Below are 20,283 nucleotides of genomic sequence, written 5' to 3' on the forward strand. Positions count from 1 at the left end.
AACGCGGGCCAGGCCCGACAAGGAGGCACGGAAAATGGGGGATCTAGCAATAGATTTCTGTGGTGAATGGTACGAACCGTCCGATGAGGAAATCTTCAATATCGGCCGCGAAGGCGATCTTGAGGTGGACGACAACCCATATCTTCACCGTCAGTTCCTGCAGGTGGCCCGCTACGACGGAATCTGGTGGCTCAGCAACGTGGGCAGGATGCTCTCCGCGACTGTCGCCGACGGCTCCGGAGGCATGCAGGCCTGGCTGTCGCCGGGTGCACGCATACCGCTGGTGTTCAGCCACACCAATGTCATCTTCACCGCCGGCCCTACCACTTACGAGTTCGCCGTACACCTCAAGACCCCGTCCTTCCGCCAGCAATCACGCGAGGACGACAGCAACGGCGACACCACGATCGGCCCCGTGGTTTTCACCGATTCCCAGCGGGCACTCATTGTGGCGCTCGCAGAACCCATGCTCCGCCGCGAAGGGACGGGCTTCAGCGCCATCCCGTCCTCGGCTGCAGCGGCCAAGACCCTGGGCTGGGCCCTCACCCGCTTCAACCGGAAGCTGGACAACGTCTGCGACAAACTTGACCGGGTAGGTGTGGTGGGGCTTCGCGGCGGCGGCGGAAAGCTGGCCACCAACCGGCGGGCGAGGCTCGTCGAACATGCGGTCACCTCGCATCTGGTCACCGCCGAGGACCTGCCCCTGCTTGAAAAGATGAGGGGCGTGGACGAAGGATGAGGATCCGGCTGACACTCCGCCGGGACCCGGCGGAAACGAAGGACCTGGCCGTCACGGTCGACGGACTGGCCACAGTGGCGGACATCGCCACCCAACTGTGGGCCGCCGATCCCGAACGGAAGGGTTCGACGCCGCCGGAGAACCTTTCGCTGCGTATCGACGAGGCATTTGTGGCCGGCGGAATGCGCGGCAATGTCCTTTCCCGTTCGGACAACCTTCTGGAGTCGGGCCTTCGCCCCGGTTCCGTGGTGTCGCTGACCGAGGTCAGCGAACTCTTCAACGCCCCCGGCGCCAACCGAGGCCCCGCCGCTGCGACGCTACGGATCCTTTCAGGGCCCGACGTCGGCCAGGAATTCTCGCTGCCCTCCGGCACCAGCTACATCGGCCGGGACCGGGACGTGGACATCCGGCTCTCCGATCCACTGACGTCAAAGCGCCACGCGCGCATCACCGTTGGCGAGAGCGTGGAAATCGTTGACACCAACTCGGCCAACGGGCTGCTGATGGACGGCCTTCCCGTCACGCGGGCAACATTGAACTCTTCGGACACGGTGACGCTGGGGGACACAACGCTCACAGTGGTTCCGCTGGGCCGCAACCATGCGGCAGCACCGACGTCGCCCCTTGTCGATTTCAACCGCTCCCCGCGCGTGGTTCCCCGCTTCGAGGCCCCCAAGCGCGTGCCTCCGGCCGGGCCCAAAAGGCCGGACCACCAGCCGTTCCCCTACATCATGCTGATGGCCCCGCTCCTGATGGGCGGAATCATGTTCGCCACCACCGGGAACGTACTGTCCGTGGTGTTCATGATGATGATGCCGCTGTTCATTGTGGGCCATTACGTGGACCACAAAATGCAGGCCAGGCGCCAGCAGAAGGAACAGCTCAAGCACTTCCGGGAATCCATGGCCGCTTTCCGCCAGGACATCACCGAACTGCAGCATGTGGAACGCGCAGTCCGCCTGCAGGAAGCCCCATCAGTCAGCGACACCGTGGATTCCATCTACAAACTGGGCCCTCTGCTATGGACCCACCGCCCGGAGCACATCGGCTTCCTGGGCCTGAGGTTCGGGCTCGGCACCAGCCCCTCACGCATCATTTTCGATGAACCGGCCAGCAACGACACCGAAGTTGAGCACATGCGCGAGATCCAGGACTGCCTCAAGCAGTTCCAGGACATCGAAGGCGTCCCGGTGGTCTCGCAGCTGCGGGCCGCGGGGTCCTTCGGTGTTGCCGGGGCGCGCGGCCTCGTTGACGACGTCGCCCGCGGTATGGTGCTGCAGTTCGTGGGACTGCACTCGCCGGCGGAAGCCGTGGTCACCGCCATTACGTCGGCACAGTCCCGGCAGCGCTGGGACTGGCTGCAATGGCTGCCCCACGTTGGCTCGGGCCACAGCCCCCTCGCCGGGGACCACCTTGCCGCAGGCTCTGCCAGCGGCTCAACCCTGCTGGCCAGGCTCGAGGACCTGCTCGACGCCAGGGAAGCCACGGCCGGACGCTCAGCCCCCGAGCCGAGGGCGGAAATCAACCCGGCCAGGGACGAGCTCCCGGCCCCGGTATTGCCGGCAGTAATGGTCATCGTCGAGGATGACGCCCCGGTTGACCGTGGCAGGCTGACCCGCCTCGCTGAGCGGGGGCCTGACTCCGGCGTGCACGTGATGTGGGTGGCAACCGACATCCAGGCCCTCCCGGCTGCCTGCCGGGACTTCATGGTGGTCGACGGCGAGAATGGCACCACCACCGGGCAGGTGCGCCTGGGGCGCCACTCCTACCCCGTCAGCTGTGAAAGCCTCGACGCCGAACTGGCCGCCCAGCTGGCCAGGATGCTGGCGCCGGTGGTCGACGTCGGCAAACCCGTCAGCGACGACTCCGACCTGCCGCGCGCGGTCTCCTATGCCACGTTGATCGGCAAGGACTTCCTGGACAATCCGAAGGCCGTGGCGGAGCGCTGGGTGGAGAACAATTCCGTCCACGCCTCCGCCGTGCCGAACCGCAAGGACAACGGCACCCTCCGCGCGCTGGTGGGTTCCAAGGGCATCGAACCCCTCTACCTGGACCTTAAGAACGAGGGACCGCACGCACTGGTGGGCGGCACCACCGGTGCCGGCAAATCCGAGTTCCTGCAGTCCTGGGTCATGGGCATGGCCGCCGCGTACAGCCCCGACAGGGTGAGCTTCCTGTTCGTCGACTACAAAGGCGGCGCGGCGTTCGCCGATTGCCTCAACCTGCCCCACACCGTTGGCTTGGTCACGGACCTGTCCCAGCACCTGGTCCGCCGTGCCCTGACGTCCCTCCGGGCGGAGCTGCATTACCGTGAGCATCTGCTGAACCGGAAGAAGGCAAAGGACCTGCTGGCGCTCCAGCGCGAAGCCGATCCCGAGGCCCCGCCGTACCTTGTCATCGTCGTGGACGAGTTCGCCGCACTGGCCACCGAGGTACCGGAATTCGTGGACGGGGTGGTGGATGTGGCCGCCCGCGGCCGGTCCCTGGGCCTGCACCTGATCCTTGCCACGCAACGTCCCGCCGGCGTCATCAAGGACAGCCTGCGCGCGAACACCAACCTCCGGGTTGCCCTGCGCATGGCTGATGAAGACGACGCCACCGACATCCTCGGAGTGCCTGACGCGGCCTACTTCGACCCCACCATCCCGGGCCGCGGCGCGGCCAAAACCGGCCCAGGCCGCATCCAGGGATTCCAGACCGGCTACGCCGGCGGCTGGACCACCGAGAAACCCCAGCGGCCCCAGATCGACATCGTGGAAATGGCGTTCGGCTCCGGGCCCAGCTGGGAGGCCCCTGCCCCGGAGAAACCCGTCAGGGAAGCCCCGGCCGGACCCAACGACATCTCCCGGATGACCACCAACATCGTCAGCGCCGCTGATTCGCTGGCCATCAGGCCGCCGCGGAAACCCTGGCTTGACGAGCTTGCCAAAACCTACGACTTCTCCTTGCTGCCCAACCCCCGCACTGACGAGCGGCTGCTGCTCGGTGTTGCGGATGACCCCGCGCGCCAGGAACAGCCCACGGTGTTCTACGAACCGGACAAAGACGGCAACATGGCCATCTACGGCACCGGCGGCTCCGGCAAGTCCGCTGCCCTCCGGGGGATCGCGATTGCCGCTGCGGTCACGCCGCGCGGCGGGCCGGTCCACATCTACGGGATCGATTGCGGTTCCTCGGGGCTAAGCATGCTCGAAGACCTGCCGCACGTTGGCGAGATCATCAGCGGCGACGACGTCGAACGCGTCGGCCGCCTGCTCCGCCTGCTCCGGGACATTGCTGACCAAAGGTCGGCCCAGTTCGCCGACGTCAGGGCGTCCACCATCGGCGAATACCGGACCCTCGCCGACAGGCCGGACGAAAAACGCATTTTCGTGCTGGTGGACGGCATGTCAGCCTTCCGTGAGACCTATGAATACAGCCGGCTGTCCGCCCTGTGGGACATCTTCCTCCAGCTGGCCACGGACGGCCGTCCCCTCGGAATCCACCTCGTGGTCACCGGGGACCGTCCCAACTCTGTACCGGCGTCGTTGCTCGCATCGATCCAGCGCCGGCTGGTACTTCGGCTTTCCTCCGAGGAGGACTACCTCTCCATGGACGTTCCCAAGGACGTCCTGAGCAGTTCGTCGCCGCCGGGGCGTGGCCTGCTGGGCGGCCTTGAGGTCCAACTGGCGGTCCTGGGCGGCAACTCCAACCTGGCGCTGCAGGCCCGCGAGGTCCACAAGCTCAGTCAGGCAATGCTGCGCCAGGGTCTGGAGCAGGCACCGAAAATCCAGCGGCTTCCGGAGCAGGTGGATCTGGACGTTCTTCCCGCCGGCAGCCCGGACCTGCCGGTCATCGGTGTCGACGACGAAACCCTCCAGCCCGCCGTGATCATGGCCAAGGGCACCCTCCTTCTGGCAGGTCCGCCGGGGGCAGGCCGGACGGTGGCGCTGGTCAGCCTCGCCTACGCCCTGCGCCGGTCCAACCCTGACACGGAGCTTGTCTACATCGGTTCCCGCCGGTCAGCGGTGGCCTCGCTCCCGGTCTGGAACCGGTCGGTGGTGGGTGCCGATGACCTTGCCGACGTCGTCGAGGACCTGATCGCGCACTCCAGCGGCAATCCGGGCAAGGTGGCGATCTTCATTGAAGGCCTGACCGAGTTCACGGATTCCGTGGCCGAATCGGGTGTCTCGCAGCTTGTGACGGCGTCGCTCAAAGCCGACCAGTGGGTGATCGGTGAGTCCGAAACCTCAACCTGGTCCTCGGCCTGGTCGTTGTCCCAGCCCTTCAAATCCGGGCGCCGGGGCCTGCTCATCAACCCGGGGGACATTGAAGGGGACAGCCTGCTTAATACGTCGCTGGGCCGGGTCAGTCCGGAGTTCATTCCGGGCCGGGGCTACATTGTGGGACGCGGCAAGGCACGAAAACTGCAGGTCGCGTTGCCGCCCGAAAACAGGGACTGAAAGCCGGCTGTTCCGGCGGGGCCGGGAACCGGGGGATTTGCGGCCCCGTTGTGCGCTGTAGGAGACTACGGGAAACACAAGTTCGCCGCGGAGGGGTGCCGCGCGCCGTCGAAAAGGTAAACATGATCCGATCCTCCGCTGTGCTCCGCGACGTCTCCGCAACTGTTGCAGGTGCGTTTCTGGCGCTGACGTTGGGGCTCTCGGCGGCTGTTCCGGCGCATGCTGAAACCGGTGAACCCACCCCGTCGTGCCTGCTCAACTGCGGTGTAATCCTCGTCGATTCCGGGGATAAGACACCGCCCGGGAACCCCGGAAAACAGGACCCCAAGCCCACCATCGAGCCCCCTGCCCCGGCACCGGCACCTCCTGCACCACCGGCGGCGCCGGCACCCGCAGCCCCGGAACCGGTCGCCACCACGGCGCCGGAACCCATCGTTGCGCCAACCGAGGAGACGGCCTCGGCCTCGCCCACCACCACCGACCCCAGCCCGTCGCCGTCGTCCGCAACCCCGTCCACGGAATCGAACTGGAACAAACCCGTCACCAAGTCGGCCAAGCCCACCCAGGCCGCCGCCGTGTCACGGAACGACGGCTCCGGCCTCTTCGGCAGCCCCGGGCTGCTGGCCATCATGGCCGGGGTGCTGCTGGTGGGCGTCGCAGGGCTGGCATTCGCCTGGTGGGGCCGGAACCGGCTCTCCTCGCACTGACCTGGATGGGTCGCACTGACCTGGATGGGGAGTGCTGGATGGGCAGCGGTGCCCATCGACAGTGTTTTGGGGCCGGGATAGGTTCTAGGTAATGGATCTTCCGGATGAGCCGGGGGCCGCTGGGGATGCCGACGAGTTCGGATCCAAGAATATGAGGAGAAACTGATGGCTATTTGGGGCGCAGATGTAGAGCAGCTCAGGACTCTGGGGAACAAGTTGAAGGCCGGTGCTTCGGAGATCGAGCAGCAGCGGACCAACCTTGGCCGCGTGCTGGAGAGCACCAACTGGGAAGGCCCGGACGCACAGCACTTCCGCAGCGAATGGAACGGCGCCCACACCAGCGCGCTGAACCAGGTCATCCAGGCGCTGAACGAAGCCGGCCAGAAGGCCACCAAGAACGCCAACGAGCAGGACCAGGCTTCACGCTAGACACCAGCACCACAAATTCACCGCGGGGGCCCGGACACAGCACAGTGTCCGGGCCCTCCGGCGTTGTCCGGCGTCAGTTGTCAGCCGGGGTAAGGCAAGAGATGCCGCCGGTAGGGCAAGATAGGTTTGTGAGCACAGTACCGGGCCCCGCAGGGAAGACAGTCGCCAGCACCGATGACCCGACCGAGCCGGACGCCGTTCCCTCCGGGTCAGTGCGTGAGGAATACGAAAACCTCGCTGACCTCGTCCGGAAATACCGGTTCGCGTATTACCAGGAAGACGAACCCCTGGTCTCGGACGCCGAATTCGACACACTTTTCCGCCGCCTGGAGGAGATCGAGGCGCTCCACCCTGAACTGGTGTCCAACGACTCGCCCACGCAGGAGGTGGGCGGCGAAGTCTCAGCCGCGTTTGCCGCCGTCGAACATCTGCAGCGCATGTACAGCCTCGAAGACGTCTTCTCCCTTGAGGAGCTGGAAGCCTGGATCACCAAAGCCGAGGCCTCCGTCGCCAAGATCGGCAACGGCACGGCCGGGCCGGCCTGGCTGACGGAACTGAAGATCGACGGCCTGGCCGTCAACCTGCTGTACCGTGACGGGAAACTGGTGCGCGCAGCCACCCGCGGGGACGGCACCACCGGTGAGGACATCACGCACAACGTGCTCACCATCAAGGAAATCCCGCAGGAACTGAGCGGCACCGGCTTTCCGCCCGAGATGGAAGTCCGGGGCGAGGTCTTTATTCCCTCCAAGGCTTTCGCGGAATTCAATGAAGCATTGATCGAGGCCGGAAAGGCGCCGCTGGCCAACCCGCGGAACGCCGCTGCCGGCTCCATCAGGCAGAAGGACCCCGCGGAAACTGCGAAGCGTCCATTGCGGATGTTTGTCCACGGCATCGGTGCACGGGAAGGATTGGAGACCCGGAGCCAGTCCGAGACCTATGCCGTGATGGAGCAGTGGGGCCTCCCCGTCAGCCCCTACTTCGAGGTGCTCGGCAGCCTTGAGGAGATCCTTGCCTTCATCAAACGCTTCGGCGATAAACGGCACAGCCTGATGCACGAAATCGATGGCATTGTGGTCAAGGTTGACGATCTCGCCACCCAACGCGCGCTGGGTTACACCACCCGGGTGCCGCGCTGGGCCGTCGCGTATAAGTACCCGCCGGAAGAAGTCCACACCAAGCTCCTTGATATTGCCGTGAACGTTGGGCGCACCGGACGCGTGACCCCGTTCGGTGTGATGGAGCCGGTGAAGGTGGCGGGGTCCACCGTGGGAATGGCCACCCTGCACAACCAGGACGTCGTCAAAGCCAAAGGCGTGAAAATCGGCGACATCGTGGTCCTGCGGAAGGCCGGCGACGTCATCCCGGAGATCGTTGGTCCCGTGCTTGCCCTCCGGGATCAGCAGAACCCGCCCGTCCGGGACTTTGTGATGCCCACCGAATGCCCCTCGTGCGGAACTCCGCTTGCCCCGGGCAAGGAAGGCGACGTGGATATCCGCTGTCCCAACGCCCGGTCCTGCCCGGCGCAGCTCCGCGAACGCGTCTTCCACCTGGCCGGCCGCGGGGCGTTCGACATCGAGGCACTTGGCTGGGAAGCCGCCATCGCCCTCACCCAGCCGGCCGAGCCGGAAGTGCCGCCCCTGACCACCGAGGCTGCCCTGTTCGACCTCACCCCCGAGGACCTGGCGAACGTCCGGATCAGGCGTGAAAAGCGCTCCAAGGGAGTGGCCACCGGCGAGTTCGATTTGGTGCCTTACTTCTTCAGTAAGGGCACCGCCAAGTCCCCGTCGAGACCCACGGCGAACACCGAGAAGCTGTTCAAGGAACTGGAAAAAGCAAAGAGCCAGCCGCTGTGGCGTCTGCTGGTGGCGCTGTCCATCCGGCACGTGGGTCCGCGGGCCTCCCGGGCCCTCGCCCAGACTTTCGGCACCATGGACGCCATCCGGAACGCCTCGGAGGAAGACCTGGCCCATGTGGACGGCGTGGGCCCCACCATCGCGGCTGCGCTCAAGGAATGGTTTGCCGAGGACTGGCACCTGGAAATCATTGACCGCTGGGCGGCAGCCGGTGTCCGGATGGAGGACGAACGGGACGAGTCCACCCCGCGCACCCTGGAAGGCCTGACCATTGTGGTGACGGGCTCGCTTCCGAACTTCAGCCGGGACGAAGCCAAGGAAGCAATCCTGGTCCGGGGAGGCAAGGCCGCGGGCTCGGTATCGAAAAACACCAGCTACGTGGTGGCAGGCGAAAATGCCGGCACCAAGCTGGACAAGGCCGAGCAGCTGGGGGTCCCGGTGCTGGACGAAGACGGTTTCCGGGAGTTGCTGGCCAACGGCCCGTCTGCGGCCGGCGACTCTGCAGCCGCTGACTCAGCAGCCGCTGACTCTGCTGCGACCGACGACGACGACGGCCACGTCGCCGCTGTGGGCGCACCGGATGAGGCCGAGTGAACCACCCGGACCTCGTCACCGAGCTGCTTGGGGTGGCCAGGCGGGCCGCCGCCGCGGGCGCCGCCGTCCTGGCCTCACGGAACGGCGATGCCCTGGAAGTCAGCAACAAGGGGGACTCGGGCGACTGGGTCACCGCCTTTGACGTGGCCGCTGAGAACGCGGTGCGGGATGCGATCACCGCTGCCAGGCCGCAGGACACCATCACCGGGGAGGAGCACGGCACCACGCGGCCGGCGGAACCCAGCGGCTACCGCTGGTCCATCGACCCGCTGGACGGCACCACCAACTTCATCCGGAACATCGTTTACTACGCCACCTCTGTGGCAGTGGCGGACCCCGACGGCGTCTGGCTGGCCGGCGTCGTACACGCGCCTGCGCTGAACCGCGTTTACTACGCAGCGCGGGGACAGGGGGCGTGGCTGGAGGAACGCGGCCAGGTGACGCAGCTGGAAGGCCCCGTGGCCGGCCGGGCAGGCCAGATTCTGGCCACCGGCTTCAGCTACGATCCCGCCGTCCGCACGGAGCAGGCCGCTTTGCTGGGTGAGCTGATGGACGGCTTCGCCGACGTCAGGCGGCTGGGCTCGGCCGCACTTGACCTGTGCCTGGTGGCCGATGGTACCCACGACGCCTACGGTGAACGCGGGCTCAACGAACACGATTTCTCCGCCGGCGCCCTGATCGCCGAGGAAGCCGGCTGCTGGGTCCGCCGGCCCCGCCTGGACAGTCCGCTGGACGGCGGACCCGCCGATGCGGACAGGCTCGCGGCCTGGACCTGCGCCGGAACACTGGAACTGTCGGGGAAGTTTCCGCTTTGATCCGGTGCGGCCACTAACATTGTCAGGTGCAGCCGCAGATAACCATCCGACCAGCCGTTGAGGCAGACTTCGACGCGATCGCCCGCATCACCCGGGACTCTTACCTCGCAGCAGGCTACTTCGACAGCCCGGACCACCCCTACATGCGGCAGGTGCAGGAAGTTGCCGAGCGTGCAGCGAAGGCCACCATTTGGGTTGCCGAGCGTGAGGGGCACGTAGTGGGCTCAGTGACCCTGGCGGTCGCAGGAGAACCTTACGCCGACATCGCGTTGGCGGATGAGCTGGAGTTCCGGATGCTGGTGGTGGACCCCGCCATTCAGCGCAGCGGCGCCGGCAAGGCGATGGTGGAAGCCATCATCGACCACGCCCGGTCCCTCCCAGGAATCAAAGCGGTTGCCCTCACCACCGGCAAGACGTGGGAGAGCGCCCACGGACTGTACCGGAAAACAGGCTTCACACGCGTCCCGGAACGTGACTGGCTGGTTCCGGGCACCGACATAAAGCTGCTGGTTTACCGGCTCGACGTCCAGCCGCCCTAAAGTGGTGCCGACTCATTTTCAGCTCTGAAAGGCCCACCATGCGCAAAACGTTCGGCACCGGCTCCGTCTGGGAACAGACGCTCGGCTACTCCCGCGCCGTCCAGGTGGACAACACCCTGTTCATCTCTGCCACGGCCGCCAGCGGTGAGGACGGCATTGTGGGCGAGGACTTCTACACCCAGACCCAGTTCATCCTGCAGAAGCTCGGGGCAGTGCTGGCCGACGCCGGCTTCAGCTTCGAGGACGTCGTCCAGTCCAAGCTGTACCTCACGGACATCAGCAAGTGGGAAGAGGCCGGCCGGGCCCACGGCGAGGTCTTTGGCGAGATCCGTCCTACGCTCGCACTGGTGCACGTCCTGCCGTTCCTGGACCCGAAGATGCTCGTGGAGATCGAACTTGTGGCCCAGAAGAGCGCCAGCTGACAGCGCCGGCTAACACTGAGGATGTGACGGTCATCCGCTGGCCCAGGTTATCCACATAGGCCTGATGCTTCGCGGTTTTTGTCGGTGCCCCGCGGGATGATGTTGGTATGGGAAACAGGGCGGCGGTTGAGGCGGCGGAGGCTGTTTGTGCCTCCGCCGCGGCGCTGCTCGCTGCGGCTAAGGCCGGCGCGGATTCCGCCGCGGTTGTCGGGCCTGCCGGATTCAGCGGGAACGCGGACTCTGCCCGGCTGGCTGGGTGTGCTGCTGATGATCCGTTGCGCCGGGAAGCCGATGGCTGGTTGGACACGCTGGCCCTGACCGCCCGGCTCAACGCGCAGGTCGCCGCCGTGGCGGTCCACGCGGCAGCCGGGTATGCCGGCATGGCCCAGGCGTTGGCGTCCCCCGATACCTCTGATCGGGCGCAGGAGATGGCGGTCGTGGCCGAGGTCGCGTGTGTGCTGACGGTCGGCGAACGGACCGCCGGGGCCCTGCTGGCCGAATCCCAGGCCCTGACCACTGATTTACCCTTGACCCTTTCCGCTCTGCAGGCAGGGGCAATTTCGTGGCAGCATGCCCGGGTCATGGTGGATGAGACCGGCAACCTGGACGCTTCTGCTGCTCAGGCTTTGGAGGCGCACTTCCTGGACCCCGGGGCGGAGAACCCCGCCCGGGGCTGCCCGGCCGGGGAACTGGTCGCCTCCCGGTTCAGGCACAAGGCCCGGATCTGGCGCGAACGCCACCATCCGGTCAGCATCGAAAAACGCCACACCAGAAGTGTTGCGGACCGGCGGCTGGAATACCGGCCGGACCGGGACGGGATGGCGTGGCTTTCGGCGTACCTGCCCGCGGACCAGGCCGCCGGGATCTGGAACCGGACCACCGCCGACGCCCGCGCTTTGCAGGGCCCGGACGAGGACCGCACCATGACCCAGATGCGAGCCGACATCACCGCCACCCTGCTCCTCTGTGGAGACGCGGACACCCTGCTTCCCGCCGGCTCCGGCGGCACAGGTGAAATGGCCAGCCAGACTGGCGGGGGCGGAACCACTGGTGGCGGCAAGGACGGAAGCGCCGCGGGGCGGGTGCCGTCACCCCGTGCGCAGGTCCTGCTCACCGTGCCCCTCATGTCCCTCCTCGGCGCCACGGCCGAACCGGCGATGCTGGACGGGTTCGGGCCGATCCCTGTCACCATGGCACGCAGGCTCATCGCGGACGGCGCCACCTCCTTCCACCGGGTCCTGATCGACCCCAGGGACGGGGCACCGCTGGAGATCGGCCGGACCAGCTACCCCGTCACCAAAGCCCAACGCCAATGGCTGCGCCTCCGGGACGGGAAATGCCCGTTCCCCGGCTGCCACAACCAATCCCTGGACAACGAAGCAGACCACCTCCTCGCCTGGGCACACGGCGGCACCACCGGAATCACCAACCTCGCCCAACCCTGCCCCAAACACCACAAGCTCCGCCACACCGGCGGCTGGACACCCGGCCCCGCCACCCAACACGAACCACCCGGCTGGATCTCACCCACCGGCAGACGCTACGCCAGCGAACAACCCGACTGGGAACCACCACATTGGCCGGAAGACCTGCTGGAAGACCTGCAGCTTCACCTGCCGGCCGTGAGCTTTTCCGCCGGTACCGGGTTGCATGCTTTCTCAGGGCCGCCCCAGGGTGCGATACCGGTTGACCCCTGAGGGTTGCATGCTTTCTCAGGCCCGCCCGAGGACGCGCTTACCGCTGATACGTGAGGGCTGACGCTGCCGGTCGACACACCGGTGCCTGACGGCTGCGGGCTGACGATGACTTCCGCTGGGTCGGCCTGCCCTACTGGACTGGAAGGCCGTAGCGGTGTTCAGGACGGCCGGTGGTTCCATAGCGCAGCTGGATGTCGACGGCGCCGTCGTCGGCCAGCGAGGACAGGTAGCGTTGCGCCGTGGCCCGGGATACGCCTACGCGCGTTGCGACTTCAGCGGCCGAGTACTGCTCACCGGGAACGAGTGACTCCAGGACGGCGGCTTCCGTGGCAGAGCGGGGCTTGGCCGACGGCGTCACGTCGCCGGGAATCAGGGCCCGTTTGGCGCGTTCCACTGCCTCCTGGTCCAGCACGCCGGGCTGGCCCAGGATACGGCGGTATCTGGCATAGGACCTCAACTGCTGGGAGAGGGATTCGGCCGTGAACGGCTTCAGCAGATATCCCAAGGCGCCGCGACGGAAGGCAACGCGCAGAGACGCTGCGTCGGACGCCGCGCTGAGGATCATCGTGTCCACGTCGAGCTGCTGCAGCAGATCCAGGCCGGACGCATCGGGCAGGTACACATCGAGCAGCACGAGGTCCGGGCGCAGGCTGTGGATGGCCTGCAACGCCAGCGACGCCGAACCCACCGGCGAAAGGGCGAGGAACCCCGCCACCGAATCCACATAGGCGGCGTGTAGCTTCGCAACGTGGAAGTCGTCGTCCACAATCAATACCCTGTAGTCCTCAGGCATCGTTATCCTCTCCAACTGTGTCCCTGATGCCGGCGGTGTGCCCGGTGCCGGGTGTTTCCACGCCAGCTATGCCGCTGCCTGACGCTGCCGCGGTACCGGCTGTGCTTTTCCCGGCCGTCTTGTTCTCAGCCGTGTTGTTCCCCGCAGCGGGGCTACCAGCAGCGGGGCTACCCGCAGTGGTGCTTCCTGCTGTGGTGCCGGGAAGTGAGGCCATAAACACCGCGCCCGGACCGCCCGGTGAGCCGGCTTCCAGCACCCTCACGTCGCCGCCGCGGCGGCGGGCCAGCTGCCGGGCAAGAGCCAGTCCCAGCCCCTGGCCACCGCTGGAACGGCTGACCCCGGAACTCGCTGACCCCGCAGCCACTGAACCGGCATTCGTGGCGGGTGCCGCCGTCGTAAATCCTTCGACGAAGACGGCCTCAGCGTCCGTTCCGGCGCCCAACCCGTCGCCTGAGTCGGCGACGACGATGTGCAGCGTTCCGCCGTCGTCGTGCGGTTCATCGAGTACTTCAAGCTCCACCCATCGCTCCTGGGAAGAGCCTGCGACGGCGGCGTTCACCGCGTTGTCGATCAGGTTGCCCAGGACAGTGGTCACGTCCTGCGGCTCAGTGACCTGCCCGCGGACCAGGGTTTCGGGGCCGATGCGCAGCGTCACTCCGCGTTCGTCCGCCTCAACACCCTTGGCGCCCACGAAGGCCTGGAGGTAGGGGTCCTGCAGCAGTTCAGCCTGGTCCACAGGGAATTTGAGCGGACCGGTGGCGGCCAGTCCGGCCAGGTAGTTGCGGGCCTGCTGGTGCTGCCCGATGCTCATCAGCCCGGCGATGGTGTGCAGCTGGTTGGCGAACTCGTGGCGCTGGGCGCGCAATGCCGTTGACATCGTGCCCACGGCGTCCAGCTGCCGGGTCAGCTGCTGCAGCTCGGTACGGTCGCGCAGCATGATCACCCAGCCCAGGTCCTCGCGGCGGTGCAGGGCCTTGCGGGCACTGGCCACCAGTACCCGGCCGCCAGCCACCAGCTCAATGGCGTCCCCTTCCGTGGCATCCGGAAGTGTCAGGTCCTTGAGCCGGTCCGGCACCGGCGCGTCAGCCCAGGGTGTCCCGGCCAGGTCCCCCCGATCCAGGAGGCGCTGCGCGGCGGCGTTGAACACGCTGATCCTGCCATCGGCCGACACCCCGATGACGCCGTCGTCCACACCCTGCAGCACAGCCACCTGGTCGTGGACCAGGGTGCTTATTTCCTCAGGCTCAAGGCCCAGCGTCAGCCGCTGGAGCCTGCGCCGCAGCAGGAACGACGCCAGCACGCCGGTCAGCAGCGCCCCGGCAGCCGCCAGGGCTACCGGTCCGACGTCCCGCGCAACGCTCTGGCCGACGCTCTCCATGGAGTATCCGACGCTCACTTCACCCACAATGGTCTCTGTCCCGGGCGCATAGACGGGGACTTTGGCGCCGGCTGAGGGTCCGAGCGTGCCGGTGTTGCGCGTGGTCACCTCCCGGCCAGCGAGGGCCTCGGAGGGATCGGTGCTGACCTTCTCGCCCAGCCGGCCGGGGTCCGGGTGCGCCAACCGCAGCCCGGTCTCGTCGGTGATCACCACAAAGAGTGCACCGGTCCGGGTGCGCACAGCCTCAGCGGTGGCCATCAGCGGCCCGGTGCGGAGTTCCGCGGGCGGGGGAGTGCCGGCCTGTTCGCTGATGGCCAGCACCTCGGCCCGTACTGAGGGGTCCGAGGCTACGGTGCGTGCCAGCGTCAGGGCTTGGTTTTCGGCTTCGTCGCCGATCCTGCCGTACGTCAGCCACGTGTGCACGCCGGCGCTGAGCAGGACCACCAGCAGGACCACGCCCAACTGCAGGAGCAGGGTCTGGGTCGAGAACCGCAACGGCGGCCGGGGTGCGGGACGCTGCATGATCCTCCTTTGGAAAGCGCATCTTTGACGGGTGGGGCACTACACGGAGACCCTCACGCAGGGGCCGCATTCGGCCGCACTCCCTGCGTGAGCACAATGCGCAAAATGCTCTGAATAAGCAGTATGCCAATCAATTGAGCGAAAGGCACAGCCGTGACGTCCGCCACCATATCGTCTGTAGCACGCGTCACGCCGTTGTGTCGCCGTTCACAAAAGGAGCCGGCCGTGCTGGTATTACTTGGATTCGCCATGATCGCGGTATTCATGGTGCTGATCATGACGAAGAAGTTGACGCCAGTGCTGGCGCTGATCATCGTCCCCACCGTTTTTGGCCTCTTTGCAGGTGCAGGACTTGGCATCGGGGGCATGGTCCTGGAATCGATGAAGTCCATGACGTCCACCGCGGCGCTGCTGATGTTCGCCATCATCTACTTCGGCCTGATGATCGACGTCGGCCTGTTCGACCCGCTGGTGAGATGCATCCTCCGCAAACTCGGCAATGACCCCGCCAAGGTGGTGCTCGGTACCGCAGTCCTCGCTGCCGCTGTGTCCCTTGACGGCGACGGCTCCACCACCTTCATCCTCACAACCGCGGCCATGCTGCCGGTCTACCTGCGTCTCAAGATGAGCCCGGTGGTCCTCACCTGCGTCGCCGGCCTGGCCAACGGCACCATGAACATCCTGCCGTGGGGCGGCCCCACTGCCCGCGCCGCCACCGCCCTGAAGCTCGACGTCAACGACGTTTTCGTCCCCATGATCCCGTCCCTCATCGCCGGCCTCGTTGTGGTCTTTGCCTTCGCCTGGCTGCTGGGTATGCAGGAACGCAACCGCCTCCGCGCCACCGAACCGGAAATCTGGGGCGTGCCGGATACAGCTGGAAAGTTCGACGGCGGCGCTGAAGCCCGCGACGGCGGCACCTCCGCCGGCGGTCCGGGCTCAGGCCGCGGACGCTTGGGTTCCGGCACCCCCGGCATCGGTGCTCCCGGAACCGGCGCTCCCGCCGTCGGAGGCTCATCGGTGGCCGTGCTGGAGCGCACCGAAACGCTGGTGGACGACAAAGACACCGCCATGGCCGACACGGCCCTGGACCCCAACCGCTCCACGCTGCGTCCCAAGCTGTTCTGGTTCAACCTGGGCCTGACCGTCGCGGTCATGGTGGTGCTGGTTGCCAACGTCGTTCCGCTGCCGTTCGTCTTCATGGTGGCGTCCGCCATTGCCTTGCTGGTGAACTTCCCCAGGGTCAAGGACCAGGGCGCCCAGCTGATCGCGCACGCACCGTCCATCGTGGCTGTGGTCAGCATGGTCATGGCCGCCGCCGTCCTGACCGGCGTCCTGAAGGGGACCGGCATGGTGGAGGCAATGTCCGCGTGGCTGGTGCAGATCATCCCCACGAGCATGGGCCCGTTCATGGCTGTCATCACCGGCGTCCTCAGCATCCCCATGACGTTCTTCATGAGCAACGATGCGTTCTACTTCGGCGTCCTGCCCGTGCTGAGCGAGACCGCCGGGCACTACGGGATCAGTGCCGCCGAAATGGCCCGCGCCTCCATCACCGGCCAGCCGTTCCACCTGCAGAGCCCGCTGGTTCCGGCCATCCTGCTGCTCGTTTCCCTGGCCAAGGTTGACCTGGGCGATCACCACAAAAAGGTGCTCTGGCGCACTGCCGTGGTGTCCCTCGTGATGCTCGGTGTGGGGATGCTTACCGGGGCCATCGGAATCGGTTAGTCTTATCCTGCCTGTGGCCGGCCCCCCGTGGCCGGGACCACGGTACCGAGGTGCCCGTCTGAAGCCCGCTGGGGGTCGTCAGACGGGCACTGACGTTTCCCCACTAGACTGGTTCGGAAAACAATTCAAACTTTGCAGGGGAGATCCATGGCTGCGATCAACCGTGACGACGTCGCGCACCTCGCGCGGCTCGCTCACATCGAGATGAGTGCCGAAGAGCTGGACAGGATGGCCGGCGAACTCGCCGTCATCGTTGATTCGGTCAAATCAGTCAGTGAAGCCGCCGGTGACGACGTCCCGGCCACCTCCCACCCGATCCCGCTGAGCAATGTGTTCCGCGAGGACGTTGTGGGCCACACGTTCACGGCTGAGCAGGCACTCTCGGGCGCACCGGATTCGGATGAGAACCGATTCAAGGTCCCCGCAATCCTGGATGAGGAATAACCAATGACTGAACAGAACCAGAACGGGTCCATCAGCGCAGAGCGCCTGATCCGTTCCTCCGCCGCGCAGCTGGCCGGAATGCTGGCATCCGGCCAGGTCACCTCCGTCGAGGTCACCCAGGCATTCCTTGACCGGATCGCAGCTGTTGACGGCGGCGAACGCGGCGTCAACGCCTTCCTGCACGTCAACACCGAGGAAGCGCTCGCCGTTGCCGCCGAGGTTGATGCCATCCGCGCAGCCGGCGGCGCCGCAGCAGCGGAACTCCACGAACTCGCCGGCGTGCCCATCGCCGTCAAGGACCTGATTGTCACCATCGGCCAGCCCACCACTGCCGGTTCGAAGATCCTCGAGGGCTGGCACAGCCCGTACGACGCCACAGTGGTCAAGCGGCTCCGCGCGGCCAAGATGCCCATCCTGGGCAAGACCAACCTGGACGAATTCGCCATGGGGTCCTCCACCGAGCACTCCGCCTACGGGCCCACCCGCAACCCGTGGGACCTGGACCGGATCCCCGGCGGCTCCGGCGGCGGTTCAGCTGCCGCCGTCGCTGCCTTCGAAGCACCGCTGGCCCTCGGGACCGACACCGGCGGATCCATCCGCCAGCCCGGCGCCGTCACCGGAACCGTGGGCGTCAAGCCCACCTACGGCGGTGTTTCCCGCTACGGCGCGATCGCCATGGCCTCCTCCCTGGACCAGATCGGACCCGTCTCGCGGACCGTCCTTGACTCCGCCCTCCTCCACCAGGTCATCGGCGGGCACGATCCCCACGACTCCACCTCCCTGCCCGACCCGCTGGCAGACCTCGTTGCGGCCGCCCGGACCGGCAACGTCGAGGGCATGCGGATCGGCATCATCAAGGAACTCCACGGCGAGGGCTACCAGGCCGGCGTCGAGAACCGCTTCAACGACTCCCTGGAGCTGCTGAAGCAGGCGGGCGCCGAGATCGTTGAGGTCTCCTGCCCCAACTTCCAGTACGCCCTGGGTGCCTACTACCTGATCATGCCGTCGGAGGCCTCCTCCAACCTGGCAAAGTTCGACGGCGTCCGGTACGGCCTGCGGGTCCTGCCCGAAGACGGCCCCATGACCATTGAACGGGTCATGGGCGCCACCCGTGCCGCCGGCTTCGGCGACGAGGTCAAGCGCCGCATCATCCTGGGCACCTACGCCCTGAGCGCCGGCTACTACGACGCCTACTACGGTTCGGCCCAGAAGGTCCGCACCCTGGTCCAGCGCGACTTCGACGCAGCCTTCACGGTGGCCGACGTCCTGATCTCTCCGACGGCTCCCACCACGGCCTTCAAGCTGGGGGAGAAGCTGAACGATCCGTTGGCGATGTACCTCAACGACGTCGCCACCATCCCGGCAAACCTCGCCGGCGTGCCGGGGCTGACCCTGCCGGGCGGCCTGGCGGACGAGGACGGCCTGCCTGTGGGCATCCAGCTGCTCGCTCCGGCCCGGGAAGATGCCCGCCTTTACCGGGTGGGTGCTGTCCTGGAGTCACTGCTGGAGGCCAAGTGGGGTGGCCCGCTGTTGGCCCAGGCCCCTGAACTTGCGGCGCAACCGGTGGCCGGACTTGTCGGAACCCAGGAGGCAAAATAATGATCACTGAAGCAACCCTTAGCTTCGAAGAGGCGATGGAGAAGTACGATCCCGTCCTGGGGTTCGAGGTCCACGTTGAGCTCAACACCAAGACCAAGATGTTCTCCTCTGCGCCCAACGTGTTCGGCGACGAGCCCAACACCAACGTCAACGAGGTGGACCTGGGCATGCCCGGCGTCCTGCCCGTGGTGAACAAGGCCGCGATCGAGTCCTCGATCAAGATCGGCCTTGCCCTGAACTGCAAGATCGCCGAATCCTGCACCTTCGCCCGGAAGCAGTACTTCTACCCGGACACCCCCAAGAATTTCCAGACCTCACAGTACGAAGACCCGATTGCCTACGACGGCTACCTGGACATCGAACTCTCCGACGGCACCATCTTCCGCGTGGAGATCGAGCGGGCGCACATGGAAGAGGACGCCGGAAAGCTGACCCACATGGGCGGGGCCACCGGCCGCATCCAAGGTGCGGACTTCTCACTGGTGGACTATAACCGGGCCGGTGTTCCGCTCGTGGAAATCGTCACCAAGCCCATCCAGGGCGCAGGATCCCGCGCCCCCGAACTCGCCAAGGCCTACGTGGCAGCGGTCCGGGAGATCGTCAAGAACCTCGGGGTGTCCGACGCGAAGATGGAACGCGGCAACGTGCGCTGCGACGCCAACGTCTCGCTGCGCCCGCACGGCCGCGAACGCTTCGGCATCCGCTCCGAGACCAAGAACGTGAACTCGCTGCGCGCCGTCGAACACGCCGTCCACTACGAAATCCGGCGGCATGCGGCCGTCCTGGACTCCGGCGTGCCTGTCACCCAGGAGACCCGCCACTGGCACGAGGACACCCGCACGACGACGTCGGGCCGGGCCAAGTCCGACGCCGATGACTACCGCTACTTCCCGGAGCCTGACCTGGTTCCGATCGTTGCCTCCCGCGAATGGGTGGAGGAACTCCGCGCCACCCTGCCCGAACCGCCCGCGGCGCGCCGCAAGCGGCTCCAGGCTGACTGGGGCTACTCCGATCTGGAATTCCGCGACGTGGTCAACGCCGGCGTGATGGACGAGATCGAGGAAACCATCGCTGCCGGAGCTTCCGCCTCCGTGGCCCGCAAATGGTGGATGGGCGAGATCGTGGGCCGTGCCAAGAACGCCGACGTCGATCCCGGCCAGTTGGGCGTTGCGCCCGCCACCATCGTGGAGCTCAGCAAAATGGTGGAGGACGGCAAGATCAACAACAAGATGGCCACCGAGGTCCTGGACGGCGTGCTCGCCGGCGAGGGCACCCCGGCGGAAATCGTTGAGAAGCGCGGCCTCGCCGTGGTCTCCGACGACGGCCCCCTGCTGGAGGCCATCGACGCGGCACTGGCCGCACAGCCCGACGTTGCCGAGAAGATCCGAGGCGGCAAGCTCCAGGCCATCGGCGCGATCGTGGGCGGCGTGATGAAGGCCACCCGCGGGCAGGCCGACGCCGCCCGTGTCCGCGAGCTGATCCTTGAAAAACTGGGCGTCGAAGGCTGATTGGTCTGATTTAACCCAACCGGGCCACAGTGACGCTGTGGCCCGGTTTGGCGTTAACCCGGCTGGGCGTTAAG

Annotated in this window: 15 protein-coding genes; 13 read left to right on the forward strand and 2 right to left on the reverse strand. The window is 66.6% G+C overall.

All coding sequences use genetic code 11. The annotated features are described in order from the left end of the window. The first annotated feature begins 34 nt into the window (after positions 1-34). From ABIA70_RS08475 to ABIA70_RS08515, 9 genes are all read left to right on the forward strand, one after another. A complete protein-coding gene (locus tag ABIA70_RS08475; protein WP_354147143.1) occupies positions 35-739 on the forward strand; it encodes a hypothetical protein in 705 nt (234 codons plus the stop codon). After that, on the forward strand, positions 736-5,181 hold the full coding sequence (locus ABIA70_RS08480; RefSeq protein ID WP_354147144.1) for a type VII secretion EssC family protein: 4,446 nt from the start codon (positions 736-738) through the stop codon (positions 5,179-5,181). Before ABIA70_RS08475 ends, ABIA70_RS08480 begins: the two co-directional genes overlap by 4 nt. A gap of 122 nt (positions 5,182-5,303) precedes the next feature. Beyond that, on the forward strand, positions 5,304-5,888 hold the full coding sequence (locus tag ABIA70_RS08485; protein ID WP_354147145.1) for a hypothetical protein: 585 nt from the start codon (positions 5,304-5,306) through the stop codon (positions 5,886-5,888). Between the two features lie 165 nt (positions 5,889-6,053). Further along, complete coding sequence (locus ABIA70_RS08490) at positions 6,054-6,317, forward strand: WXG100 family type VII secretion target (protein ID WP_354147146.1); 264 nt, start codon at positions 6,054-6,056, stop codon at positions 6,315-6,317. A gap of 128 nt (positions 6,318-6,445) precedes the next feature. Continuing rightward, positions 6,446-8,767: an NAD-dependent DNA ligase LigA gene (gene ligA, locus ABIA70_RS08495; protein ID WP_354147147.1), complete on the forward strand. Its 2,322-nt coding sequence runs from the start codon at positions 6,446-6,448 to the stop codon at positions 8,765-8,767. After that, positions 8,764-9,582 carry an inositol monophosphatase family protein gene (locus tag ABIA70_RS08500; RefSeq protein ID WP_354147148.1) on the forward strand — a complete coding sequence of 273 codons (819 nt, stop codon included), beginning with the start codon at positions 8,764-8,766 and terminating at the stop codon, positions 9,580-9,582. The genes ligA and ABIA70_RS08500 overlap by 4 nt, the downstream gene beginning before the upstream one ends. A 26-nt stretch (positions 9,583-9,608) precedes the next feature. Then, a complete protein-coding gene (locus tag ABIA70_RS08505) occupies positions 9,609-10,121 on the forward strand; it encodes a GNAT family N-acetyltransferase (RefSeq protein WP_354147149.1) in 513 nt (170 codons plus the stop codon). Between the two features lie 38 nt (positions 10,122-10,159). Further along, entirely contained in the window at positions 10,160-10,543 is a 384-nt protein-coding gene (locus ABIA70_RS08510; RefSeq protein ID WP_354147150.1) for a RidA family protein, read from the forward strand. A gap of 107 nt (positions 10,544-10,650) precedes the next feature. Then, positions 10,651-12,240: an HNH endonuclease signature motif containing protein gene (locus ABIA70_RS08515; protein WP_354147151.1), complete on the forward strand. Its 1,590-nt coding sequence runs from the start codon at positions 10,651-10,653 to the stop codon at positions 12,238-12,240. A 130-nt stretch (positions 12,241-12,370) separates the two neighbouring features. Here ABIA70_RS08515 and ABIA70_RS08520 read toward each other — a convergent pair whose 3' ends face one another. Then, positions 12,371-13,033: a response regulator gene (locus tag ABIA70_RS08520; protein WP_354147152.1), complete on the reverse strand. Its 663-nt coding sequence runs from the start codon at positions 13,031-13,033 to the stop codon at positions 12,371-12,373. Next, positions 13,026-14,933: a sensor histidine kinase gene (locus tag ABIA70_RS08525; protein WP_354147153.1), complete on the reverse strand. Its 1,908-nt coding sequence runs from the start codon at positions 14,931-14,933 to the stop codon at positions 13,026-13,028. Before ABIA70_RS08525 ends, ABIA70_RS08520 begins: the two co-directional genes overlap by 8 nt. Positions 14,934-15,158: 225 nt before the next feature. Here ABIA70_RS08525 and ABIA70_RS08530 point away from each other — a divergent pair, with 225 nt between their 5' ends. The 4 genes from ABIA70_RS08530 (at position 15,159) to gatB (ending at position 20,209) form a co-directional block, all read left to right on the forward strand. Further along, positions 15,159-16,658 carry a CitMHS family transporter gene (locus tag ABIA70_RS08530; protein WP_354147154.1) on the forward strand — a complete coding sequence of 500 codons (1,500 nt, stop codon included), beginning with the start codon at positions 15,159-15,161 and terminating at the stop codon, positions 16,656-16,658. A 147-nt stretch (positions 16,659-16,805) separates the two neighbouring features. Next, positions 16,806-17,102: an Asp-tRNA(Asn)/Glu-tRNA(Gln) amidotransferase subunit GatC gene (gene gatC / locus ABIA70_RS08535; RefSeq protein ID WP_354147155.1), complete on the forward strand. Its 297-nt coding sequence runs from the start codon at positions 16,806-16,808 to the stop codon at positions 17,100-17,102. A gap of 3 nt (positions 17,103-17,105) precedes the next feature. Next, positions 17,106-18,701, forward strand: coding sequence for an Asp-tRNA(Asn)/Glu-tRNA(Gln) amidotransferase subunit GatA (gatA, locus tag ABIA70_RS08540; RefSeq protein WP_354147156.1), 1,596 nt, complete (start codon positions 17,106-17,108; stop codon positions 18,699-18,701). Further along, positions 18,701-20,209, forward strand: coding sequence for an Asp-tRNA(Asn)/Glu-tRNA(Gln) amidotransferase subunit GatB (gatB, locus tag ABIA70_RS08545; protein ID WP_354147157.1), 1,509 nt, complete (start codon positions 18,701-18,703; stop codon positions 20,207-20,209). Before gatA ends, gatB begins: the two co-directional genes overlap by 1 nt. Positions 20,210-20,283 lie beyond the last annotated feature (74 nt).

Source organism: Arthrobacter sp. 754, from assembly GCF_040548695.1.
In the GTDB taxonomy this organism is placed as follows: domain Bacteria; phylum Actinomycetota; class Actinomycetes; order Actinomycetales; family Micrococcaceae; genus Arthrobacter.